This window comes from Acidimicrobiia bacterium (assembly GCA_041393965.1).
In the GTDB taxonomy this organism is placed as follows: domain Bacteria; phylum Actinomycetota; class Acidimicrobiia; order Spongiisociales; family UBA5794; genus UBA5794.
The window spans coordinates 360,844-383,459 of the sequence record JAWKJB010000003.1; the positions used below are offsets into that span (position 1 = coordinate 360,844).

A 22,616-nucleotide genomic window follows, 5' to 3' on the forward strand; every position below is an offset into this window, starting at 1 on the left:
TGAACAGTTCACAGTAGGATCGCCGCCATGGAGCGACGGGCGGACCAGGGGTGGATCGAAGTTATCACCGGTCCGATGTTCTCTGGGAAGTCCGAGGAATTGATCCGCAGGGTCACTCGCTACCACCTGGCGCGGATACCAACCCAGACCTTCAAGCCGGCCCTCGACTCGCGGTACGCCGTGGGGGAGCTCGTCTCGCATTCGCGTATGAGCACACGGGCCCAGCCGGTTGAGGATTCGGCAGAACTGCTGCGGTCGGTCGACGATCGAACGGTCGTTATCGGCATCGATGAGGCCCAGTTCTTCGACGAAGGGCTCGTCGATGTGGCGGCGATGCTCGCAGGGGCGGGAAAGAACCTGATCGTCGCGGGGCTGGATCTTGACTATCTGGGCCGTCCGTTCGAGCCGATGCCATCCCTGATCCTGCGAGCCGAGTATGTGACAAAGGCGCTCGCGGTGTGCCATCGGTGTGGGGGTCCCGGGCTGTTCACACAACGGGTTGTGCAGTCCGACGAGCTTGTCGTTCTCGGGGCGCTCGACGCGTACGAGGCGCGATGTCGCCGATGCTACGACCCTCACGAAGCGGAGCAGCAACGGCTCGATGTCGGGGCCATCTCCCCCTGACCGATCCGCGATCTCGGTCGCACATCGAGGAGCAAAGACCCGGAGTTGGATCCCTCCCTTGTTAGCCTTGTGAGCACCACACCACCTCGTGTGGTCGTCAGATTTCCTATCCAGGACGGGCAATGACCGTCGTCCAACCGCCAGAGTCGCAAACGCCCGAACGATCTGCTCGGGTGTTGCGGGACTCGCACCCCCTGTTTCACAGTGGCGTGGCCGCTTTTGCCCCGACACCACGGCCGATCTCGTATCGGTCGCCTGCACGCTTCGCCTTCACACGCGACGCGGGAAGAGGCTGTCCTGGATCGGATGAAACACATGCCCACCCCATCGGGTGGTCAAAGGAGTTGATCCATGGGACTCTTCAGAAAGAAGGCCCCTCGCGTTGTACGCAAGAGCGAAGCGGGGGTCGAGCACACCATCAAGACGGTGAACGGACAAGAGTTCACCATCCGAAAGCCGGCCACTAGGCCGCAGACAACCGGCGGGACCGCCACAAAGAAGCGGTCCAAGCGGCAGCATCGTCCGACGAAGAAGGCCGCAGGCTCCCAAACCTCCCCGTCGTCGCGCCCTCAGCGCCGTCGACCGCCCGTCGAGATTGTGGAACCGCCCGAGACGGCGCGCAAGCAGATGCTCGTACGCAGCAGCCCCCATCAGACACAGATCGTGGTGCTCGAGGGCCCCGTCCTCGTTGAGCATTATGTCGCAAGTTCGGACCGAAAGTCCCTTGTCGGGAATGTGTATATCGGCAAGGTGCGCAATGTCCTTCCGGGCATGGAAGCCGCCTTCATCGACTTCGGTGAAGGCAAGAACGGCGTTCTGTACGCAGGGGATGTCAACTATCGCGAATACGACCTCGATGGCAAACCGAAACGCATCGAGAACGCTCTCAAACCGGGTGACGGAGTTCTCGTCCAGGTCGTCAAGGACGCCATGGGGCACAAAGGGGCGCGACTCACCAACCAGATCAGCCTGGCAGGGAGATACCTTGTCCTTGCGCCGAACGAGGAAGTCCGCGGCATCTCTCGTCGCCTCTCCGACGACGAACGTAGGCGTCTGCGTGAGATCGTCGGAGATGTCCGACCGAACGGAACGGGCATCATCGTGCGCACCGCCGCTGAGGGAGCGACTCGTGACGACATCAAAGCCGACATCGACCGGTTGAAGGAGATCTGGGACACGATCGACCGCGATCGGACCACGGCCAGCGCACCTGCCCTCATCTACGAGGAGCCACCGCTCGTTATCCGTGTCATCCGGGAGCACTTCACGCGGGACTTCAAACGACTCCTCATCGACGATCCCGATACGCATGCCCTCGTCCTCGACTATCTGAAGGGAACCGAGGCCGATCTCGTCGACAAGGTGAAGCTGTACGACGACGAACTCGCCCTCTTCGAGCGCTATCACGTCGAGGACCAGCTCCGCAAGGCACTTGATCGCAAGGTTTGGCTCCCATCGGGAGGCCATCTCGTCATCGACAGGACCGAGGCTTTGACCGTCATCGATGTCAACACGGGGCGGTTCGTTGGGAAGAACAACCTTGAGGAGACCGTCCTCGAGAACAATCTTGAGTCGGCAGAGGAGATCGCACGCCAACTCCGCCTGAGGGATATCGGTGGCATCATCGTGATCGATTTCATCGACATGGAGGACCCCAAGAGCCAAGATGCGGTCCTCCTTCGGCTCCGCGAGCACCTCGCGAAGGACAAGACGCGAACCCAGGTGTTCGATGTGTCCCATCTCGGACTGGTTGAGATGACGCGCAAGAATGTCTCAGCTGGCCTCCTCGAGTCCTTCTCCGAAACCTGTACCCACTGCAATGGCCGCGGCGTTCTGCTCCACGAGGAGGCTGCTGCCACCGGGGTCCCCGCGCACGACGCCGGAGTCCAAGAGGCAGCGGACGAGCTGTGACATTTCGCTCCGCCGAGCCGATGTCCTGAACTCCCGGCTCTAAGCGCTCCGGCTCGGTACAATTTCGCGACGGTCCCGTCGCGGGCCACCCCAATCTCGCAGAAAACGATCACCACATGTACGCGATCATCCGCGCAGGCGGCAAACAGGCCAAGGTCCACGAGGGTGATGTGCTCGATGTCGAGCGCATCAAGGGAAGCGGCACGGTGTCGTTCACGCCTCTGCTGATCGTCGGCGAGGACGGCACCGTCATCTCGGATCGGGATCGACTCGGTTCGTCGTCGGTGACTGCTGAGATCGTCGGGGAATCGGCCGGCCCGAAGATCGATATCTTCAAGTACAAGAACAAGACCGGCTACCGGCGGCGGCAAGGCCACCGTCAGAAGTACACGACCATCAAGGTCACCGAGATCAAAACGGCCGCGGGCGGCAAGAAGAAGGCCGCCACGCCCAAAGCGGCCGATGGCGACGATGCCGCAGCATCTGAGGAGGAGTAGATGTCGAAGACCAAAGCGTCTGGTTCCTCAAGGAACGGAAGGGATTCGAGGGCCAAGCGTCTCGGACCCAAGGTCTTCGATGGCCAGGTCATCAAGGCCGGTGCCATCATCGTGCGCCAGCGCGGCACGCGAATCCACCCCGGACACAATGTGGCCCGTGGCGGTGACGACACGCTCTACGCGCTCAGCGACGGAACGGTGAAGTACGGGTCGCGTCGCGGGCGGCGCCAGGTATCGGTCCAGGTCGACGCTTAGACGAACACTCTCGAAGCAACGATACGAGCCAAGCCTCGACCCCTGTTTCGTCTCGAAGTAGGGGCTTGCACCCAGTGGTCCACCGGAAGCAGAACAGGACGACCATGTTCATTGACCGGGTCAGGCTCACGCTCAGGGGCGGCAATGGTGGCGCCGGTGTTGCGTCGTTTCTTCGTCGAAAGGGTCTTCCTCGTGGCAAGCCGAATGGCGGTTCGGGCGGCTCCGGTGGAGATGTCGTGCTTGTCGCAGACCCGGCGGTGTCGACTCTGTTGCGGTACGACCGCCACCCGATCTGGCAGGCAGAAAGCGGGACCCACGGCGAAGGTGACCTGCGCCACGGGCGCCGCGGTTCGGATCTCGAACTCCCGGTTCCGCTCGGCACCGTCGTGCGCGATGGCGGGGGAGTCCTGCTCGCGGATCTGGTCGAGGAGGGCCAGGTCGTGCGAGTGGCATCGGGCGGCCGAGGAGGCAAGGGCAACGCCGCATTCGTGCGTTCGTCTCGAAAGGCCCCGACCTTCGCCGAGCAAGGTGAGTACGGCGAGGAGATCGAGATCACGCTCGAGCTGAAACTGCTTGCCGATGCAGCCCTCATCGGCTATCCGAACGCCGGAAAGTCCACACTCATCTCCCGCGTGTCTGCGGCAAGGCCGAAGATCGCCGACTATCCGTTCACGACGCTCGAACCAAACCTCGGCGTGGTATCGGTCGGGGACCGCGAGCTTGTCATCGCCGACATCCCCGGCCTCATCGAAGGGGCGGCATCCGGCAAGGGCCTCGGTCACGAGTTTCTCCGTCACACGGAGAGAGCCCGTCTCCTAGTGATCCTGCTGGATCCGAGTTCACTCCAGGTCGATCCGCCCAAGCGTCAACTCGAGGTTCTGCTTGAGGAACTGGAGTTGCATGACCCTGCCCTCGCGTCGGTCCCGCGGATCGTTGCCCTTTCCAAGGCCGAGCTGGTCTCGGAAGTCGAACTCGAGCAGTTCGATCTGGATCCCGGCACCCATCTCGTGTCCGCCATGACCGGGCGCGGCCTCGACGAGCTGTTGTACGCCATCGCCGATGCCGTTGGTGAGGCCGAGACGATCTCACAGGATCGCGAAGGGTATGTGCTGCACCGGCCGCTTCGCGACGAGTTCACGGTGAGGCGCAGCGGCGACGGCTGGGTCGTTGACGGGATCGCCGCGATACGAGCGGTCAACCTCTCAGATCTGACAGACCGTGACGCGGCCGACTTCGTCGCGTCCCGTCTTGTGTCAAGCGGTATCGTGGATGGGCTCGTGGAAGCCGGTGCAAGGCCGGGCGATGATGTCACGATCGGTTCGATTGTCTTCACATTCGATCCGGAAGGGTCCGCAGCGGGAGAGGAGGGTTTGGTGTGAGAAAGGCCGTGGATCCCGGTGCGTCGATCGTCGTCAAGGTCGGCTCATCGAGTTTGACCGGCAGCGATGGGGGCCTCGACGACGCATCGGTCGCATCGGTTGTCGATCAGCTCGCAGCGGTGATGTCTTCTGGCCATCCAGTCGTCCTTGTGACTTCCGCGGCGATCGCCGCTGGGCTGCCATCTCTCGGGATGACGACGCGTCCGACCGCGATCGCCGACCTTCAGGTCGCTGCGGCCGTCGGTCAGACCAAGCTGATGGAACGCTACGCCTCGATGTTCTCCCGGCACGGGATCGAGGTTGGCCAGGTGCTGCTCACCAAAGATGTTCTCGGCAACCGGGGCCAGTACCTCAATGCCCGATCGGCCCTGCTGCGGATGCTCGAACTTGGGGTGATGCCGATCGTCAACGAGAACGACACCGTCGTGGTGGACGAGGTCAAGCTCGGGGACAATGACCGCCTTGCCGCAATCGCGTCTCACCTCATCGGGTCCGGCATGCTCGTGGTACTGACCGACACCCATGGTTTGTTCACGGACGATCCCCGACTCACGGATGATGCCGAGCTGCTGACCGCGGTCGTCCACTCCGACGAGGTTCTCGATCGGATCCGTGCGGCGGGCGGAAAGGGATCGCTCGGTTCGGGTGGCGTGGTCACAAAGGTCGTCGCCGCCCGCATGGCGGCGTTCTCCGGCATCCCAACCGTCGTGGCGTCGGCGAAGGTGGATCGTGTCGTCGCGCGGGCAGTCGCTGGCGAGGAGGTCGGGACATGGATCGGGCCTCGACCGGACCCGCTCCCGGCCCGCAAGCTGTGGATCGCATTCGGGCTTCCTGCATCGGGAACCGTCACCATCGACCGCGGTGCCACACAGGCCGTCGTCGACGGGGGTCGGTCCTTGCTCGCTGTCGGCGTCACTGATGTCTCTGGAGGCTTCGAACGGGGGGATGCCATCGATGTCATCGACTCGGACGGGTCGATCTGTGCCAAAGGTGTTGCGCGGGTCAGTGCCGCCGATGCGATGATTCCGGGTGTCGAGGTGATCCACCGAGACGACCTGGTCGTCCTGCGCTGACGGCTCCATCGTTCATGGCGGCGGGCGACCGGTGACCGGTTCGCTACGCTGCGGTTGATGAGCGCACCGTGGACGAGCCTGGAAGAGGTCGCCGAGGACCTCGCGTCGGTCGGATACCTCCCCGATACGAGGATTGCCCAGGTGACCTACCTCGCCACCGTCCTTGGCAAGCCGATTCTCGCTGAGGGACCCGCTGGTGTCGGCAAGACCGCTCTCGCGCTTGCCCTCGCCGACGCGACGGGTCGACGCCTTGTTCGACTCCAGTGCTATGAGGGCCTCGATGAGGCGAAGGCGCTGTACGAGTGGGACTACCACAAGCAGCTCCTCCGGCTCCAGTCCGATGAGGGTGCCGCGTGGGATGATCTCGAGGGGGACATTTTCTCAGAGCCCTTCATGCTCACCCGTCCACTTCTCGACGCCATCCGTTCGCCGGAACCCGTCGTGTTGCTGATCGACGAGGTCGATCGGGTCGAGGTCGAGACCGAGGCACTTCTGCTCGAGGTGCTGGATTCGTATCAGGTCACGATTCCCGAGCTCGGCACGATGCAGGCCGTAACGACGCCCATCGTCGTGCTCACTTCGAACAACACGAGGGAGCTCTCGGAGGCCCTCAAGCGCCGATGCCTCTACCTCCATGTGCCGTACCCGACCATCGAGAGGGAGCGAGCGATCCTTGCCGCTCGAGTGCCCGATGTGGAGGAGCGGATGGCCGAGAAGATCGCACGGACGGTTGCAACAATTCGCGCCATCCCGCTGAGGAAGGCGCCATCGGTGTCCGAGACGATCGATTGGGCGCGAACGCTCATCGCGCTTGGCGTTGAGGATCTCGACGATGCCGCCACGGCCGACACACTCCATGTTCTGCTCAAGTATCAGGCAGATATCGAGCGGGTGTCCAAGGAGCTCTCGTTGAAACTCGATGCGGTGTGAGTCGTGATCGGTTCGCTGTCGGAGTTCGTGTCTGAGCTGCGAGCCATCGGCATACCGGTCTCGATGGTCGAGGCCCTCGATGCCATCGAAGCGATCGAACACACCGATCTGGGACATCCAGAGCACCTGCGGGCGACGCTCGGCGCGACGCTGGTCAAGAGTCCCCGCCACTACGACGCATTCGATGCAGCATTTGATGTGTTCTTCGGTCTCAGATCCGAAGTGGGAACACCCGACGACGATGACCCCGGTCCCGGCGCAGGGGGGAGCGGTGGCAGCGGTGCAGATGGTCTGCCAGACGGCGTGTACCGGGCCCTCGTCGAAGGGGACATCGATGCGCTGCGGGCGTTGATCGCCCGTGCCGTTGATCACTATGCCGGCATGCAGCCGGGACGGCCGGTTGGCGGTCGCTACTACGCGTACCGGGTGCTTCGACGGCTCGAAAGCGAACATCTCCTCGCAAGGCTCATCGCGGCACTGGTCGGCGCCGATCTGGATTCAGAGATCGAATCCCGGATTCAGCGCGCCGAAGTCGACGCGCTCATCGAGCTTCTCCGGAGTGAGATCGATCGGGAGGTAACGGCACGCCTCGTCGCGGATCGCGGCGCAGCCGCGGTCGCGGCGTCGCGTCGGGTTGCACTGATCGAGGACATCGACCTCATGCATGCAACCCAGCTCGAGATCGAAAAGGTCTCCCAGGCCATCGGACCGCTGGCTCGCAAGCTTGCGACCCGGCTCAGCCATCGACGGCGCCGCGGCAGGGTGGGACGCCTCGATGTGCGTCGCACGATTCGTCGCTCGCTCGCCCACGGCGGGGTCCTTCTCGAGCCGAGCTTCAAGCCGCCGAGGGTCTCCAAGCCGGAGTTCGTGGTGTTGTGCGACCTGTCGGGCTCGATGGCAACCTTTGCCCGGTTCACGATGCAGCTTGCGTATGCGATCTCGTCGGAGCTCTCGAAGGTTCGGGTGTTCGCCTTCATCGATGCCCTCGACGAGGTCACCGATCATTTCGGGCCGGGATCCGACTTCGGATCAGCACTGCTCGAGATCGGGCGGGTCGCGACGCTTGTCAAGCGGGACGGCCACTCCGACTATGGGAGTTCGTTCGCTGACATGTGGGAGCGCTACGGCGATGCCGTGACATCCAAGTCGACCGTCATCGTCACGGGTGACGCACGCAACAACTACCGAGATCCCGGGATCGAATACCTCGATCAGATCGCGCAACGGTGCCGGGCGCTGTTCTGGCTGAACCCGGAACCTGAACGCTTCTGGGACACGGGGGATTCGGTGATGTCTCGCTATGCGCTGCTCTGCGACCGTGTCGAACAGGTTCGCACGCTGCGACAGCTTGAGGGCTTTGTCGAACGGGCCGCGCTGCCGGTTGTTCGCAGGAGTCGCTTGGTGTCGTGAGTGGTGGTGCGCCGCCTTCGACAATGGTGCGGATGACCTGTCAAGCGTCGTCCCTTGCCCGCCGATAGAGCACCAGACATCACCACGATTGCCCTTCGGGCATCGAAGGACCCGGAGGATCCCTTGGCCAGCGTTCTCGTCGTCGACGACTCCCATGTGCTGCGGAGGCTCGTTGAGATAGCGCTCGAACCGCTCGGTCTCGATGTCTCGACCGCCGGGTCGGTGACCGAGGCGCAGGACTGTGTGGAAGCGATCGTGCCCGATGTCGTTCTTCTCGATGTCGGTCTCCCCGACGGGCACGGCATCTCGGTTCTCGAATGGATGAGGCGCAATCCTCGCTATGACGGTGTCTCCGTCGTGATGGCGTCGGGCTACGCGGCGAACGACGAGATCAACGCGGCGATGGCTGCTGGTGCGTCGGGATACCTCACGAAGCCGTTCTCGCCTGACGATGTGCGAGCGGCGGTCCTCGCGGTTGTCCACGATGGGCAACGGCCGGCTGGTTCTGGTCCTATCCGTGTCGTAGGGTGACAACCACGGCAGCGGCGCGAGGTGTGCCGTGTTGGGTTCGCTTGTCTCCGTGGCGTTGCTGGTTTCAGGTGCCTGTCCGGCCGTCGGGGCGCAACCGGGCACCATCGTTCGCGCCTACGAACCGGTCGGGCGCTTTGCAGGCCATTGGGGGATCGATATCGCCGCAGCGGAGGGGGCACCGGTGGCGGTCGTCGGCGACGGGGTCGTCACATTCGCCGGATCCGTTGCCGGTCGCCTGTCGGTGACGGTTGCCTCCGGTTCGGCCAAAGTCTCGTATTCCTACCTTGCAGCGATCTCGGTCTCAGAAGGGCAGCGGGTGGTTCGGGGTGCGACGGTGGGGGTCGTGGGAACCCACGGTGGGCGAGCCGCGTTCCATCTCTCCTTTCGGGTCGACGGCCGGTATCGGGATCCCAAGGCCCTGTTTGCGTGTCTCGGGCCGCCAGCCCTCGGCCTTCGGCTCGCCCCGAGTACTGCGACCTATCCTGTTTCCCGTGTACGGAATACTCGGCGGCACATTTGACCCACCGCACATGGCGCATCTCGCGGCGGCCCATGCCGCTTTCGAACAACTCGGTCTCGACCATGTGCGGCTGCTCCCGGCCCGTGAGCCATGGCAGAAGTTCGATTGGGGGGTGACCTCACCGAAGCACCGTTGGGCGATGACGATGCTTGCCGCGGCTGAGGCACCGTTCCTGTGCGCTGATGACACCGAGATGCTGCGTCGCGGCCCGACCTATACGATCGATACGCTTGAGGCACACGATGGCGACGCGGTCCTGATTCTCGGCTCCGATTCGGCTGTCGGCATCCCGTCGTGGCACCGCGCTGACGAGCTGCTTGCCACAGCGACGATCGCCGTTGTGCCCCGACCGACGGTGTCCTTCGACGAGGTCGCCGCGGCGATTGGCGACGGGTTCACACCGGTCCGGATGCCGACCCTCGACCTGTCCGCGACCGAGATCAGGGAGCACATTCGGGCAGGCAGATCGCCTCGGTTCTTGGTACCCGACAGCGTGTTGTTCTACATCGCGGCCAACGATCTGTACACCAAGCGGGATGCATAGGGGTGGGGCTCCGTGCTGGAAGCGTGCGTCGACCGCTAGCATGCCCGCTGAATGAGCAGGCCGCGGGCAAGAGCAACCGATGAAGCGATCGCAGCGGCTCGACTCGCGGCCAAGGCCATCGTCGACAAGAAGGGCGAGAATGTCGCGCTCTTGGACCTCTCGGGTCTGCTCGTCGTCGCCGACATCTTCGTGATTGCTTCCGGCACCTCGAACCGACATGTCAGGACCCTCGTGGAGGACACCGAGGCCGCGCTGCGGGGGATCGGGCGCAAGCCGATCCGGCGTGAAGGTGTGGAATACGGCAGGTGGGCGCTCGTCGACTACGGCGATGTCGTCCTCCATGTGTTCGACCGTGAGACCCGCGACTACTACGACCTCGAGCATCTGTGGGGGAATGCCCCGCGGATCGCGTTCGAGCCGGCTTCCACCGCCATCGACTCCTGACCCGGCGCTACAGGCTTCCGAGTGCGATGACGAGCAGTGCCTGGGCCCCGTGGTAGGCCATCATCGTCAGCAGTCGACCGTGGGGGAGCGGTGCGACAAACCGGTTCCAGCCAAGGATCGTATCCGACAGGTAGAACAGCCCGGCACCGACCGTTGCGGCCGGGTTCATGGTGCCGACCGCAGCGACGAGCATGGCCGAGATGGCCACGATGTAGCCCGCAACGGGAATCCCGAGCCTCCGATCGGCACCTGACGCCGCGCGCTGGATACGCCAGCCCGTTGTGACGATGGCGAGGATCACGAGGACGACTCCCACCGCAACGGCTCGCAGATCCAGTCCGGCGTCGACGAGCCCGACGGTGTAGGCGATGTGGGCTGCAAGAAATGCCCCGAGACCAGCAACGAACCATCGGGTATCCATGAGGAGGAAGACATCCCCCGCCAGGCTCAGGACGAGACCGGCAACGAACAAGGCCCGGATCGTTGGGGTTGCCGGGTCGATGGCCAAGGCAGCGCCGACGAGGAGCGCAAGGGTGGCTGGCTTGGCCACGATCTCGATGGATCGACGACCGGTGGCCACCGACCACCAGTCGACGACCGCCGCGATGCCGGCAGCAGCGAGGACGAGGACGGCCGTCGAAGTCACACTCGCAAGGTAGTGCAGCGCCGAGCCCTCGACTCAACGGCAAGTCCGACATGGACCGACCCCTGATACACTCCCGGCTCTTGGGGCTGTAGCTCAGCCTGGCAGAGCACTTGTCTGGCAGACAAGGGGTCAGGGGTTCAAATCCCCTCAGCTCCACGAAAGCGGAAAACGCTGAAACCCCGGCAAGGGCTGGGGTTTCAGCGTGTTCGGAAGTGGCGATTCGTCGGTCTATATCAACTGAAGCACACGCGGCTCGCCGGAGGTGATGTGACTCCCTTGCCCGAGACGTCCGAAGTTGGATGAAGCGCAGAGGCGTCGTGCCTTTGGCGAGCTGTATGACTCAACGTTCGATCAGATCCTTGCCCATTGTCGGAGGCATTGCTTGGGTCCGGACGATGCCGAGGATGCGGTCGTTGAGGTCTATTTGACGGCTTGGCGCAAGCTTGAAGAAGCACTCGAAGCGGACCCGCCCAGGTCGTGGTTGTACGGTGTGGCATTCCGAGTCACAGCGAATCAGAGGCGTGGTCGCGACCGCTTCAAACGCCTCGTTGGGAGGCTCGCCGAGATCCCTCACCGGTCCGTCGAGGACTCCGCAGAGGACATGGCGATGACGGCTGCCTCAGCTGACGCGGTGTATGCAGCGTTGGAGACACTCGCACCGATCGATCAGGAACTCATCAAACTCGCGGCCCTTGACGGGTTCTCGCATCAGGAAATCGCAGCGATTGTTGACCGGTCGGTGCCTGCTGTCAGGACACGGCTGTTCCGGGCCCGCCAGCGCCTCGCGGCTCGCCTCGAGCTCAATGCCCGCCGCGACATCTCCTCGAAGCCGGACATCTCTTTAGGTAGAGAAAGCATGCATCGGCCAGCAAGCCCCGGAACTGGGCAAACCGACGAGGAGGAGCAGTGACCAAGGACAGACGCGACCTGTTCGAGGCTCTACGAGAGGGTGACCCGGCTCGTATGAGCAACTCCGAACAGGATGCTCTGCTGCGCCAACGCATCAAGTCGAGAGTTCTCGCGGCTGATCGTCGACCGTTGCGCGCCACACGGCGCAGGATCCTCGTCGTTGCATTGGTAGCCGCCTTTGCCCTCGCATCCACGGCTGCTGCCATCTATCTTGCTCGTGAGCCGTCCGATCCCGCAGGGATCGGCTGCTACCAGGCCGCAACGCTTGACGCTCCACAGTTCGGCGTTCGTGCACCATCGTCATTGCACCCAAGCGAATGTGAACAACTTTGGGCCGACGGAACTCTCACCAACCCATCCGTTGTACCGAAAGGAGAGATCCCACAACTCGTTGGATGTGTCAACCCAGCTGGAGGGCTCGCCGTATTCCCCAGCAACGACGACCAGCTCTGTGACCGGCTCGGCCTCGCGCGCTACGAGGAGCCCACTCGAACCGATGTCGTCGAACTCAACGTTCAACTCTTGGGACTCTTCACGACCGAGAAATGTATGACGATGGATGACGCACAAACCCGGGTCGAAGACATCCTCACCGCTCAGGGCCTCAGCAACTGGTCGGTGACTGTCACCACGCCAGCCTCAGCCGATCGGCCCTGCGCCAGCTTCAGCCTCAACGGGAGCGACCACACCATTCTGCTCGTCCCCATTCCTGTCCCACCGGACGAATAACACATAGCGGATTCCGAGACGTGTCAATCAGTCTCGACCAGAGCGGGCACAGCGCCGTCGTTATCTGCGATCACGGCATGAGAGTGCCGACATTGGGTCGCGACATCTTGAATCGGCCGGACATCTACAAAGACAAGAGGGCGAGACACCGATACACTTCACTTGGACATTGGGACGTGCTATGGGTCGCGCTCTAGATGTCCTTCACACAGAAATTGTTGACAGGTAGCCGGTTGGCGGGTGCCGTCCCGATTTCGGTGTGGAGTCGGTGCCAGTTGTAGTCGTGGAGCCAGTTGGGAAGCGAATCGATGCGTTGCTGGTTCGACGTGAACGGCTGGTCGTAGGCCCACTCGTTGAGGAGGGTCTGGTTGAATCGTTCTGCTTTCCCGTTTGTTTGGGGCCGGTACGGTCGAGTCGTGAGATGCCGGGCACCGGCTTGGGCGAGGGCCTGTTGGAAGACACGTGAGCGGCGGTAGTTCAAGGCGTTGTCGGTCATGACCCGCTCCACGGACACGTGGTGGCTGGCAAACCAGTCCATTGCTCGGGTGATGAAACCGGCACATGTGGCGCCTTGTTCATCATTGTGAACTTCGACATACACGACCCGACTGTGGTCATCGATTGCCACATGGATGTTGGTCGCCCGGAGGAATGCAGGTCAGGAACAACAATTCGCGGCTTCCTTGGCCAATTCTGCAATAGGATCGACACGATGATGAGACGTGCAGTGATTTGGATCATCGTCGTGTGGGCCGTGGGCGTATCTGCCTTTGCATTGTCGGCGGTTTCCGATGCGAACGATGACGCGCGCGCCATCGTTGTAATCGCATCAGTCTTGGGCCCCGTGTCGGCTCTGTTTGCTGCGTGGGCATATTCCAAGCAAGAGTTAGGCGTCGCTGTGGTGCTTCTCCTTCTGTCGACCGTCACTCCGACCTATTCCGCGTGGCCGTTGTCGTTGGTTCCCGTTGTCTTGGCTGTTGTGATCGTGCTCACGAGATCGCGGGACAGATCGTCTCTGGTTTGAGCGAGAGCGGCTGTTCTATCTCGAAGGTCTCAGCGCAGGACTTGTCCATACCCGGGGTCGTGGACCTGGCCAGGGAACAGCAAGCGGGGGCGGCGATTAGTGACGGTCACCTGATGGCCTCAACGACGACCTGCGCCAGGGCGCCGTGCGATTCCGCGATCGGCAAACGGGCCGCTACTTGGCATCCGACGACATCGGCATCAGTTGACACCGGTATTCCCTGCAAGTAATATCCTCTGTGTGGCATACGAGGTAATCGTTCTCGACGAGTTCGTCACCTGGTGGGACATGTTGACCGAGAAACAACAAGATGAGTTGACAGGTCGGATCGAGCTGTTGGAGCGTCATGGTCCGGGTCTTGGTCGACCCGTGGTCGACACGATCACGGGTTCGTCGTTGGCCAACCTCAAGGAGCTTCGCGCCAGATCGGAGGGATCCGACTTGAGGGTGTTATTTGTCTTCGATCCGTTGCGAAGAGCCGTTCTTCTGCTGGGAGGCGACAAGTCAGGGCAGTGGACGAAGTGGTATCAGAGAGCAATACCGAGGGCCGAGATGCGATATCAGGAATACCTGGAGAGCGACCAGTACACAGCCGAATTCGACGAGCACCAACGACGACAGCCGTGATGCGAGATCGAACGAATGAACGGAGAAAGACGATGAGTGCGAGGAAGCCCGCTGCGGACAAGCGTGACTACCGGCGTTTCAGTGAACTTCGTCGCGAGATCGACGGTGATACCGAACGGCGTACCCGTGCAAACCGGGCGTACCAGGACGGTCTGCGGGATGTCATCACCCATAGTCTCACCGAAATCCGCCAGATGCGTCAAATAACGCAGGTCGAACTCGCTGAGGCACTCGATGTGGGCCAACCGAGGATCTCTCGGATGGAACGCGGGGGAGACAGCCTTCTTTCCACGGTGGCCGCGTATGTCGAGGCCCTGGGCGGGCATCTGGAGGTCGCGGCGGTGTTCGACGACGATCGGGTCCTCCTCGAGTTGACCAAGACCGAGATGTCGAAATAGCGGTCGCAACCATCTGCACGGCGAGACGCGGTTTCGCATGCGCCGACGCGAACCGCTAGGGGGCGCGCTACCCGGCGTAGGAGTCGATGTTCCCGCGGGTGCTCCGTTGTTGTGTTCCCCGAGTGTTGAGTCATGAGAGCGATTCTATTAGAGTGTTATTGACACAACAGGTGTGTATCTGCTACTATCCGAGTATGGATACGATCAAGCAACCACAGAGCACGATTCAGTTCCCTCCGACGACACGACCGGAGGGCGCGACGCCCGCCCAGTTCGGTCGTGTTGATGCATACGGACCCCTTCACCCTCCGCGGTACTTCGCGCAGGCCGAAGGTCCAATCGAGGTCAAGGCTTGGGATTGCCACGCCCTGTGCTTTCCCCACCACACGGCCGGTCAGATCGCGGCCTTGCTCGATGGACAGGCACTGCATGTCGACACCATCGAGATCCGCGGCGGCGAACTCGACACCAAGGACATCGATGCGATTGCCTCGGCAGGTACCGACAATCTGGTCCTTGGTCACGAGCGCGACGAGGAGGGATTCTGTGAGACGACGGTCTCGTTTCGGCATGGTGCGGACCTCTCGAAACTGTGCCTCTCGTACCTGACGGTGTCGGGCATCCCGTTCACCGATGAACTGCTCAGCACCCTCGGCGCACCGACCGAACTCTCCTTGCTGGCCGTCGACACGACGAAGGTGTCGCTTGCGGCCATCGCACGATTGCGCTGGCTGGAGATCCTTTGGATGGCAGGCGTAGCAGTCGACCCGTTGGCCCTGCGGTCGCTGGAATCGCTGAGGTCGCTGTGGTCGATTCGGCTTCAGCACACCGACCTCACCGATGACGAGCTACCCCTCCTCTCCTCACTTCCGTCGTTGACGCACCTCGAGATCGGCTACAACAAGAACATCGGTTGGAACCTCAAACCACTCACGCACGCGCGGCAGCTGACATGGATCAGTCTGGCAACGACCGGTGTCACCGACAAGAGTCTTGCGCCCCTCGGCCGGATGCCATGGCTCCGACATGTGGTGCTCCAATGTACGGCGGTCACCGACAAGGGGCTCTCGGCAATTCGAGATCTGCCGCTTCAATCCCTGAATCTGGCAGGAACCGCCTTGACCGACGATGGACTGGCCAAGCTGGTACGCGACCTTCCCACGCTTGAGAGTCTCGATCTTCGGGCAACTCGTGTCACACGCCGGGGAGTGGCCAAACTCATTCCCGAGCTCCCGAACCTCTTGGAACTCGGCGTGTCGGGTGACTTGCTCGATCGGGACATGGGATTACACCTCTCGGAACACTCCAGCGTGCGGCAACTCCGCATCTGCCCGCCCATGGACGGACGGGGTTGGGTCGAGGCCGTCGCCTGTCTTGGTGCCGCTACCTGGACAGGACTACCGGCGTGACCCATCGATCACACCAGCGGCACAGCAGCGATCTCAGGCCGGTGGTGATGATGGAGCGGCTTCGGTTCGGAGCGTCAGATCTTCGGGATCGAGGCTGATGCTCCCGTCGGTTCGATGCAGATCGGTGTGCTCGTCGACGAGGATATCCCACTCGGAGTGATCGGCGGTGCCTCGGACATCGACGGCGATCATGTGGCGCGTTCTCGGGCCACCGGTACGATCGAATGAGGCCGCACGCCTGATCACGACCGCTGCGTGCTGATCAATCCGTCGGTGCTGACGCAGGTGGTTGTCCCACGATGAAAGCACCATCACCTCCGTCATCGTGAGCACATCGGAAGCATCGCGATACAGCCGCCACCGGTAGGCACCGGTGGTCAGTCGTACCAGCCTGAGATCATTCATGGCATCGATGAAGTCCGGCAGATCTTCAGGGTCGATGGTCCAGGTGGTTGCGATCAGGACCGGCCCGCCGTCGTGCTGGATGTCGTGCGGCTCCGGATCCCAATCATCGAGTGGTTCGGTCGACACATACTCGCCGAGCCGTGGAACACCGAACCAGAGGCTGACGAGACCAACGATCACCGTCGCGAGCGAAAGGACGGCGACGGCCTCGGCAGGCCCGATCATGGAACCGAGCACGCCGGCGGCGATCGATCCGATCGGGAGAAGCCCGGAAAACGACAGGGTGTACAGGCTCATGGCCCTTCCCCTGACCCATGCGGGAACGAGCAGCTGGACGGTCGCTCCGAGCGTCGCAAGTGACCACACCCAACACAGGCCGGCAGCCGCCATCGCCGCCCCGGTGAGCACGGGTGTCCTCGACATGCCGACGATGAAGCCGGATGTGCCGAACAGGGCGATCGACACCGGGACCATGCGTGAACCGAGCATGCTCTGCGCCCACACCCTCGAGAATGCCCCGACCAGCGCACCGATACCCATCGCACCCAGCAAGAGCCCGTACAACAACGCGCTCCCGCCGAGAGCCGAACCCGACACATTGGGCAGCATCGACTGGACCACGGCCGAGGTGATGGCAAAGGCTCCAGCGACCGCAAGCAGGCGACGGAACGCAGGGGTGAACCTCGCGAAGCGCAACCCGGTTGCCATCGCGCTCCCGATCGGTTCCGCGTCCTGTCTGACGAACCGCTGGCTTCCGAATCGTGCAAGGACCACGATGACGCCCAGATAGGTCGCTGCGTTGAACGCGAAGGCGATTCCCGCTCCGGCCGCGGCGACGATCGCACCACCGAGCGCAGGCCCGATCGCCCTCGCGACATTGAACGATGCCGAATTCAGCGCAACGGCGCTCGCGATCATGCCCCTCGGCACAAGATCGGGGACAAGTGCCTGCCACGACGGCATGTTGATCGACAGGCCGACGCCGAGCAGCAGGCCGAGCCCGAGCAGGACTCCGGGCGTGAGAGCGTCGAGATACGATGTGATCGCCATCGCCACCGCTGCTCCACCCATGATCGACTGGGCAACGATCAGGACCCTCCTGCGTTCGAAGAGGTCGGCAATCGCGCCCGCTGGGAGCGCGAGGGCAAGGAGGGGTAGCGTTGATGATGCCGCCATCATCCCGACCCACAGGGGCGATGATGTCAACTCGAACATCAGCCAGGATCCGGCGACGGCCTGGATGAACGAGCCGACATTCGAGACCATCGACGCCGCCCACAGGGCCCGAAACTTCGAGATGCGCAACGGCTCGATCGAGGTCTGAAGGCTCACGGTCGACTACTCACATGGGGCGGACACTGCTGACAATTCTACGGTCGGGGGCCGACCGTCAGAACTGCGCGTCCATCACCGCTGGGCGCGTTCAACACAAGCGAGGTGATTCGCTGCACACCGTGACCGACGGTCGCGGTTCGTGTTGTGGGTTCGCTACCGGTCGTCGCTTCGGAACTGCCATGCGCCCACGGCGCACAACCCACCGGCAACCCAGAAGGCGATCTCGAAGAACAGCGTGGATCCGCTGTAGCGGAAGCTCGTGATGAGGGTCTCATCGATCAGTGCGCTCAGTGCGATCAACGCGATGGCCCATGCGCCGACACGAACGAGCGTCCCGTAGTGTGCGTGCCACGCCCGTTGTTTGCCCGAGTAGTAGAAATACATCGCGACGAGGATGCCCAACGGGATCAGCCATGAGCTGTTCGATAGGCCGTAGTCGTCGAGGATCCAGGTCCCGATGAGCAGATCGACGACAAGGATGATCAAGCATCCCAACGCAATCAGTCGCTCGCCCGCGGTCAACTGGTTGCTGACATTCATCGCGGCTCCCGCGATGTCGTTGGCGGCTGACGGTTCCTCAGCGGGCTTGTCGCCCGCTGCGTGTGGCTCGCTGGTCATGCGTCCTCCCCTGTGAGATTCGCTCCACAACAATTATCACCGTGAGCCTAGAGAATTCGGCCCGTGCGTGCACGGATATCCGGCTCCTTTTGGTGACTCCTCTTTGTGACAGAATTGCTGCAACGCTCGAGGTGTCCCAGGCGTGGATGGGGTGATGGACGAATCAGAGATCTATTTGTCCGTTCGGAGGGATCTGATGCGATACGCCACAGCACTCACCGGGCCAGACGCCGCCGACGACATCGTGTCTGCGGTGGTCACGCGCACGCTTGCTCGTTCCGGCGGTCTTTCGGGGCTGCGTGAGCCCAAGCATTACCTGATGAAGTCGGTTCTCAACGAGGTCCGGTCCCGCCATCGCAAGCAGGCTCGACGATCCGAGATGCCGGTCAGGACGGAGGACGCCGTTGACGGCATTCCGGATTCGTCGACAGCTTCGCTCGTTGATCATGTGATTGCATCGTTTCCTCCTCGTCAGCGTGCCGCTGCCTACCTCGTGTTCCACGAGGAATACACACCGTCAGAGGCTGCCGCAGTGATGGGCTGTCGCCCTGCAACCGTCCGCCGATACCTCCATCTCGCCAGAACCCGGCTACGGGAGGCCCTCGATGCCTAGAGATCACATGGACGATCACACAACGGACATGTATCTGAGCGAGGGATTTGAACGCCTGACAGCTGATGCAGGTGACGGTCCAGATTGGTCCGAGCTCGGAGCCCCAGCCTTCGGTACCTCCAAGACTCCCGGGCGGCGTGGTGGACTCCTTGTCGGCCTCGCGGTCGGTGTCGTAATCGTGATGACCGTCGGCGTCGTGGCGTTGTCCCGAACCGGAGGCGGAACGCCCGTCGCCGCATCGGCTATCGAGTATGTCAAGCTTGCATGGTCCCAAGAGGCCGAACTCGCCTGCGTCGGCATGGACACACATGACAACGGCGGCTTCGACGACGCCACGATCGAGATGTGGGGTCCGAATGCCGATGGCCTTGTGCGGATCGATGCAACTGCCCCGGATGGGATGGTCGAACGCATCCTTCTTGAGTATTCCGTCGAGGAGGGTCGATCAGAACCACTCGGGACGAGTCACGAGGGTGTCGGAAGATCGGATACGGTGTTCCATGTCTCGGCGTGCGTGACTTCCGACGCCGACGGAACCGACTCCTATTCTGTAGCCCAGTCGCCAATGGCGCACCAGGGAGCCGATCTGATGGCATTCGTAAGAGTCCCATCGGTCGACAGCGTTGGCAGCCCGTTCGATGCGAAGCAGTGGCTCGAGCTTGGCGGAGCATCCGAAGACGGGGAGTGGCTCGGGACGCCCGTGACGATCTACACGATGTCCACCACCGAGGACACCGAGTTGGGCGGTCAAACCAGGCGAACATCGACGACATGGTTCGATCCTCTCCGTACACGCTACGAGCGTGTGTTCCATGACAGCCGTTCTGAGACCCTCGGATCAGTGAAATGGGTCGTGGAGGTCGTTGAGAGAAAGACCGTCGCCGAGTCATCCGTGTCATTTTCTGCCGAGGAGCTCTTCACAAACGGTGAGAAACCTTCGACACCTACTTCGACATCTACCCCGGATGACAGTTCGACGACCACCTTGCCGATCGACAATCCTGGTCTGAGTCTGGAGACCTCATGTGGCCCGGTTTCTCTCGGAAGTGGACAGAATCCGGTTCTTCCGACGAGCGTGCCGGACGCCGATGTGGCACAAGCAATCGCGGATGCCGAGGTGGCGCTCGGTCTTGAGGGAGCATTCTTCGGAGCGTTCGAGTTCTTTGTCGCGGAACAGACGCCAGACTCTGTCATCCTGTTCGCTACCGGAACGGCAGACGGTGCCCTCGCATACGCCTATGCGACTTTCACACTCAGGGACGGCATGTGGGCCCCGTCAGGCTGGGGCGGCTGCCACATCGAGACCACCGCAGAAGGCTGGGGGACCGCCGACTGGATCCTCGATTCCGCTGTTGAGCTCGAACCGGAGCCGAAACAGCTTGCCGTCCTGATCCAAGAACGCGCGTGCGCGTCAGGTCAGGCACCCATCGACCGTGAGATTGTTCCTGTCGTGGTCCGATCCGCCGATCGCATCACCGTCACCGTGTTCGTCGAGCCGGTGCAGGGGTATGCATCGTGTCCGTCCAACCCGTGGCATCCGATCACCATCGATCTCGACGGGCCCCGGGACGACCTGCCCATCTACAACGGAAGACCCACTCCGAACGCGCTGGTGGTACCAGCGAGGTGAATCGTCTTCTTGTCCGTCCTGGACAGCGGTCGGAGAAACCCGAGGCGGCGAGCGTCGCCAGTAGGCTGCTCCCATGCTTGATCTCTCCTCCTACATTGCCGACGTCCCGGATTTTCCCGAGCCCGGGATCGTGTTCAAGGACATCACCCCCCTCTTGGCGAATAGTGAGGCGTTTCTTCAGGCGATCGAGGAGATGGCCGCCCCTTTCGTTGATGAGGACATCGATATCGTCGTCGGTATCGAATCCCGTGGATTCCTGCTCGCCGGGTCGATCGCCGAACGCATCGGTGCCGGGGTTGGCCTTGTCAGGAAACCAGGCAAGCTTCCGCGAAAGACGGTTTCGGTCACCTACGACCTCGAATACGGGACGGACTCCCTCGAGATCCACGAGGACGCGTTCGTGGCGGGCGGCAAGGTGTTGATCGTTGACGATGTGCTTGCAACCGGAGGAACGCTCGCCGCGACAAGCGAGCTCGTGGCAAAGGCCGGGGGCACCGTCGTAGGGGCCACGATGCTGATCGAGCTGTCGGTCCTTGGCGGCCGGGCACGCTTCGACCGTCCCTTGCACGCTGTCCTGTCGTTCTGACATCCGCGAGCATCCCAGGCGGTACGATGCGGGGATGGAACACTCGGACCTGACCTCGCTGGTCGCAGGCACACCGATCCCGTGGGGCGGCACGAAGGTTGCGTATGTGTCCGCCGAGCTCGCAGATGCCTTCAGGCCCGGCGATGCCCTCATCGTGGTCCAGGACACGGGGGAGTTGTTGCACATTCCCGCAGAGCCGCGCCACAGGGCCGACATCGCGGTGAGCGCAGCGGTGGAAGCGTTCGGTGCGATGGGTGCCGTGTCGGACGAACAGATCACCGACTTCTACCTGCGGTTTGCCTCGGCGCTTGCCGACGACGCTTCGTTCACCCCGATCGCGGACGCCAATCGGCACGATGTGGAATCGGCACGCGACCGCGGGCGAAGCGTCACAAGGCTCATTCTCGACGAACGCATGCGGAGCGACATGGTGGAAGGTCTCAAGGGTTGGGCACAGACGCCGAGCGGGCGTGGCCGTGTCGTCGAGACCATCGAGCACGAAGGTTGGAGCCTTGCCCAGATCGTCGACGGTCTCGGGGTCATCGGGTTCGTCTTCGAAGGGCGGCCCAATGTGTTTGCCGACGCGACCGGAGTCCTCAGAGGTGGCAACACGGTGGTCTTCCGCATCGGCTCCGATGCCCTCGGGACCGCCAAGGCCATTGTCGATCACGCGCTTGCGCCAGCGCTCGCCGCGAGCGGGCTGCCGAGTGGTGCGGCGAGTCTCGTGGAGAGCCCGTCGCGTGCGTCCGGCATCGCCATGATGAGCGATCCGCGGCTCAGCCTCGCCGTGGCCCGCGGCTCGGGCGAGGCGACCCAAAGGCTTGGAGCGGTCGCCCGCCAGGCAGGCAACAGTGTGAGCCTCCACGGCACCGGAGGCGCGTGGATCGTCGCAGGGGATACAGCACGCATCGGGGATTTCGAAGCTGCCGTATACCACTCGCTCGACCGGAAGGTCTGCAACACCCTCAACACGGCATGCGTCCCGCGATCTCGGGTCGGTGACCTCGTCCCAGCGCTGCTGAAGGCCATGGAGCGCGCCGCAGCGCGAAGGGATGCCAACCCCAAACTGCATGTGCTCGAATCATCCAGGGCAAGCGTTCCGAATGAGTGGTTCGACCGGTCGGTTGCGATCAGCAGGGCTGAAGGCGCCGTTGATGAACCACAAGCCGAGACCCTCACCGAGGACCAGCTCGGCGTTGAATGGGAGTGGGAGGACAGCCCAGAGGTGACGCTCGCCGTGTCCGACGATGTGGAACAGGCGATCGGTTGGTTCAACCGCTACAGCCCCCGATTCGTTGCCTCGCTCATCTCATCCGACCCGTCCGAACACGACGCCTTCTTCCGGTCCATCGACGCTCCATTCGTCGGGAACGGGTTCACACGGTGGGTCGACGGCCAGTACGCCCTCGATCGTCCCGAGCTCGGCCTCTCGAACTGGCAGATGGGTCGCCTCTTTGGGAGGGGAGGGATCCTGTCGGGGGATTCGGCTTACACGATCAGGACTCGTGTCACCCAGCAGGACCCCGATATCGGCCGGTAGCGGCCGGAATCCCGAGTTCGAACCGATTG

Annotated in this window: 25 protein-coding genes, 1 tRNA gene and 1 pseudogene; 23 read left to right on the top strand and 4 right to left on the bottom strand. The window is 62.7% G+C overall.

The window, feature by feature from the left end; translation table 11 throughout:
• The first annotated feature begins 27 nt into the window (after positions 1-27).
• The 12 genes and pseudogenes from R2823_10430 (at position 28) to rsfS (ending at position 10,118) form a co-directional block, all read left to right on the top strand.
• Positions 28-624 carry a thymidine kinase gene (locus R2823_10430; protein ID MEZ5176599.1) on the top strand — a complete coding sequence of 199 codons (597 nt, stop codon included), beginning with the start codon at positions 28-30 and terminating at the stop codon, positions 622-624.
• Positions 625-975: 351 nt separating this feature from the next.
• The gene (locus R2823_10435; protein MEZ5176600.1) at positions 976-2,535 is read left to right on the top strand and encodes an Rne/Rng family ribonuclease; all 1,560 of its coding nucleotides are present in this window, start codon (positions 976-978) and stop codon (positions 2,533-2,535) included.
• Between the two features lie 116 nt (positions 2,536-2,651).
• Positions 2,652-2,951, top strand: a pseudogene (rplU, locus tag R2823_10440) (50S ribosomal protein L21).
• Between the two features lie 81 nt (positions 2,952-3,032).
• Positions 3,033-3,287, top strand: coding sequence for a 50S ribosomal protein L27 (gene rpmA, locus R2823_10445; protein MEZ5176601.1), 255 nt, complete (start codon positions 3,033-3,035; stop codon positions 3,285-3,287).
• A gap of 104 nt (positions 3,288-3,391) precedes the next feature.
• On the top strand, positions 3,392-4,666 hold the full coding sequence (gene obgE / locus R2823_10450; protein ID MEZ5176602.1) for a GTPase ObgE: 1,275 nt from the start codon (positions 3,392-3,394) through the stop codon (positions 4,664-4,666).
• Positions 4,663-5,739, top strand: a complete 1,077-nt coding sequence (gene proB / locus R2823_10455) for a glutamate 5-kinase (GenBank protein ID MEZ5176603.1) — start codon at positions 4,663-4,665, stop codon at positions 5,737-5,739. Before obgE ends, proB begins: the two co-directional genes overlap by 4 nt.
• A gap of 57 nt (positions 5,740-5,796) precedes the next feature.
• The gene (locus R2823_10460) at positions 5,797-6,669 is read left to right on the top strand and encodes a MoxR family ATPase (GenBank protein MEZ5176604.1); all 873 of its coding nucleotides are present in this window, start codon (positions 5,797-5,799) and stop codon (positions 6,667-6,669) included.
• Between the two features lie 3 nt (positions 6,670-6,672).
• Entirely contained in the window at positions 6,673-8,079 is a 1,407-nt protein-coding gene (locus R2823_10465) for a VWA domain-containing protein (protein MEZ5176605.1), read from the top strand.
• 54 nt (positions 8,080-8,133) lie between these two features.
• Positions 8,134-8,610, top strand: a complete 477-nt coding sequence (locus tag R2823_10470; protein MEZ5176606.1) for a response regulator — start codon at positions 8,134-8,136, stop codon at positions 8,608-8,610.
• A 28-nt stretch (positions 8,611-8,638) separates the two neighbouring features.
• A complete protein-coding gene (locus tag R2823_10475; GenBank protein MEZ5176607.1) occupies positions 8,639-9,130 on the top strand; it encodes a M23 family metallopeptidase in 492 nt (163 codons plus the stop codon).
• Positions 9,102-9,674 carry a nicotinate (nicotinamide) nucleotide adenylyltransferase gene (gene nadD / locus R2823_10480; protein ID MEZ5176608.1) on the top strand — a complete coding sequence of 191 codons (573 nt, stop codon included), beginning with the start codon at positions 9,102-9,104 and terminating at the stop codon, positions 9,672-9,674. The genes R2823_10475 and nadD overlap by 29 nt, the downstream gene beginning before the upstream one ends.
• A 51-nt stretch (positions 9,675-9,725) precedes the next feature.
• Positions 9,726-10,118, top strand: coding sequence for a ribosome silencing factor (gene rsfS, locus R2823_10485; GenBank protein ID MEZ5176609.1), 393 nt, complete (start codon positions 9,726-9,728; stop codon positions 10,116-10,118).
• A gap of 7 nt (positions 10,119-10,125) precedes the next feature.
• On the opposite strand, the gene R2823_10490 is transcribed toward rsfS, so the two are convergent.
• On the bottom strand, positions 10,126-10,764 hold the full coding sequence (locus R2823_10490) for a lysoplasmalogenase (GenBank protein MEZ5176610.1): 639 nt from the start codon (positions 10,762-10,764) through the stop codon (positions 10,126-10,128).
• A gap of 82 nt (positions 10,765-10,846) precedes the next feature.
• On the opposite strand from R2823_10490, the gene R2823_10495 reads away from it, so the two are divergent.
• The 3 genes from R2823_10495 (at position 10,847) to R2823_10505 (ending at position 12,402) form a co-directional block, all read left to right on the top strand.
• A tRNA-Ala gene (locus tag R2823_10495) sits at positions 10,847-10,920 on the top strand.
• A gap of 139 nt (positions 10,921-11,059) precedes the next feature.
• The gene (locus tag R2823_10500) at positions 11,060-11,674 is read left to right on the top strand and encodes an RNA polymerase sigma factor (GenBank protein MEZ5176611.1); all 615 of its coding nucleotides are present in this window, start codon (positions 11,060-11,062) and stop codon (positions 11,672-11,674) included.
• Positions 11,671-12,402: a hypothetical protein gene (locus R2823_10505; protein MEZ5176612.1), complete on the top strand. Its 732-nt coding sequence runs from the start codon at positions 11,671-11,673 to the stop codon at positions 12,400-12,402. Before R2823_10500 ends, R2823_10505 begins: the two co-directional genes overlap by 4 nt.
• 193 nt (positions 12,403-12,595) lie before the next feature.
• On the opposite strand, the gene R2823_10510 is transcribed toward R2823_10505, so the two are convergent.
• Positions 12,596-13,030, bottom strand: coding sequence for an integrase core domain-containing protein (locus tag R2823_10510; protein ID MEZ5176613.1), 435 nt, complete (start codon positions 13,028-13,030; stop codon positions 12,596-12,598).
• On the opposite strand from R2823_10510, the gene R2823_10515 reads away from it, so the two are divergent.
• From R2823_10515 to R2823_10530, 4 genes are all read left to right on the top strand, one after another.
• Complete coding sequence (locus tag R2823_10515) at positions 12,920-13,426, top strand: hypothetical protein (GenBank protein MEZ5176614.1); 507 nt, start codon at positions 12,920-12,922, stop codon at positions 13,424-13,426. The two genes, R2823_10510 and R2823_10515, sit on opposite strands and share 111 nt — an antisense overlap.
• A gap of 288 nt (positions 13,427-13,714) precedes the next feature.
• On the top strand, positions 13,715-14,053 hold the full coding sequence (locus R2823_10520) for a type II toxin-antitoxin system RelE/ParE family toxin (GenBank protein ID MEZ5176615.1): 339 nt from the start codon (positions 13,715-13,717) through the stop codon (positions 14,051-14,053).
• Between the two features lie 32 nt (positions 14,054-14,085).
• Positions 14,086-14,451, top strand: coding sequence for a helix-turn-helix transcriptional regulator (locus R2823_10525; protein ID MEZ5176616.1), 366 nt, complete (start codon positions 14,086-14,088; stop codon positions 14,449-14,451).
• A gap of 194 nt (positions 14,452-14,645) precedes the next feature.
• On the top strand, positions 14,646-15,860 hold the full coding sequence (locus R2823_10530; GenBank protein MEZ5176617.1) for a hypothetical protein: 1,215 nt from the start codon (positions 14,646-14,648) through the stop codon (positions 15,858-15,860).
• A 33-nt stretch (positions 15,861-15,893) separates the two neighbouring features.
• Here the strand turns inward: R2823_10530 and R2823_10535 are convergent, their stop codons facing one another.
• Together R2823_10535 and R2823_10540 are read right to left on the bottom strand one after the other, a co-directional pair.
• Positions 15,894-17,597, bottom strand: a complete 1,704-nt coding sequence (locus tag R2823_10535) for an MFS transporter (protein ID MEZ5176618.1) — start codon at positions 17,595-17,597, stop codon at positions 15,894-15,896.
• Between the two features lie 156 nt (positions 17,598-17,753).
• Positions 17,754-18,218, bottom strand: coding sequence for a hypothetical protein (locus R2823_10540; GenBank protein ID MEZ5176619.1), 465 nt, complete (start codon positions 18,216-18,218; stop codon positions 17,754-17,756).
• A 154-nt stretch (positions 18,219-18,372) separates the two neighbouring features.
• Here R2823_10540 and R2823_10545 point away from each other — a divergent pair, with 154 nt between their 5' ends.
• The 4 genes from R2823_10545 to R2823_10560 all read left to right on the top strand — a co-directional run bounded on the left by R2823_10545 (position 18,373) and on the right by R2823_10560 (position 22,587).
• Entirely contained in the window at positions 18,373-18,831 is a 459-nt protein-coding gene (locus tag R2823_10545) for a sigma-70 family RNA polymerase sigma factor (GenBank protein ID MEZ5176620.1), read from the top strand.
• A 7-nt stretch (positions 18,832-18,838) separates the two neighbouring features.
• Complete coding sequence (locus tag R2823_10550; GenBank protein ID MEZ5176621.1) at positions 18,839-20,461, top strand: hypothetical protein; 1,623 nt, start codon at positions 18,839-18,841, stop codon at positions 20,459-20,461.
• A 73-nt stretch (positions 20,462-20,534) separates the two neighbouring features.
• Complete coding sequence (locus R2823_10555; protein ID MEZ5176622.1) at positions 20,535-21,047, top strand: adenine phosphoribosyltransferase; 513 nt, start codon at positions 20,535-20,537, stop codon at positions 21,045-21,047.
• A 34-nt stretch (positions 21,048-21,081) separates the two neighbouring features.
• The gene (locus R2823_10560) at positions 21,082-22,587 is read left to right on the top strand and encodes an aldehyde dehydrogenase family protein (protein ID MEZ5176623.1); all 1,506 of its coding nucleotides are present in this window, start codon (positions 21,082-21,084) and stop codon (positions 22,585-22,587) included.
• Positions 22,588-22,616: the final 29 nt, after the last annotated feature.

Coding starts and splice junctions, on each gene's coding strand:
- R2823_10525 (MEZ5176616.1), top strand. CDS start 14,086: ATGAGTGCGAGGAAGCCCGCTGCGGACAAGCGTGACTACCGGCGTTTC.
- R2823_10530 (MEZ5176617.1), top strand. CDS start 14,646: ATGGATACGATCAAGCAACCACAGAGCACGATTCAGTTCCCTCCGACG.
- R2823_10545 (MEZ5176620.1), top strand. CDS start 18,373: ATGGACGAATCAGAGATCTATTTGTCCGTTCGGAGGGATCTGATGCGA.
- rpmA (MEZ5176601.1), top strand. CDS start 3,033: ATGTCGAAGACCAAAGCGTCTGGTTCCTCAAGGAACGGAAGGGATTCG.
- obgE (MEZ5176602.1), top strand. CDS start 3,392: ATGTTCATTGACCGGGTCAGGCTCACGCTCAGGGGCGGCAATGGTGGC.
- R2823_10555 (MEZ5176622.1), top strand. CDS start 20,535: ATGCTTGATCTCTCCTCCTACATTGCCGACGTCCCGGATTTTCCCGAG.
- R2823_10560 (MEZ5176623.1), top strand. CDS start 21,082: ATGGAACACTCGGACCTGACCTCGCTGGTCGCAGGCACACCGATCCCG.
- R2823_10550 (MEZ5176621.1), top strand. CDS start 18,839: ATGGACGATCACACAACGGACATGTATCTGAGCGAGGGATTTGAACGC.
- R2823_10430 (MEZ5176599.1), top strand. CDS start 28: ATGGAGCGACGGGCGGACCAGGGGTGGATCGAAGTTATCACCGGTCCG.
- R2823_10520 (MEZ5176615.1), top strand. CDS start 13,715: ATGTTGACCGAGAAACAACAAGATGAGTTGACAGGTCGGATCGAGCTG.
- R2823_10435 (MEZ5176600.1), top strand. CDS start 976: ATGGGACTCTTCAGAAAGAAGGCCCCTCGCGTTGTACGCAAGAGCGAA.
- R2823_10460 (MEZ5176604.1), top strand. CDS start 5,797: ATGAGCGCACCGTGGACGAGCCTGGAAGAGGTCGCCGAGGACCTCGCG.
- rsfS (MEZ5176609.1), top strand. CDS start 9,726: ATGAGCAGGCCGCGGGCAAGAGCAACCGATGAAGCGATCGCAGCGGCT.
- R2823_10540 (MEZ5176619.1), bottom strand. CDS start 18,218: ATGACCAGCGAGCCACACGCAGCGGGCGACAAGCCCGCTGAGGAACCG.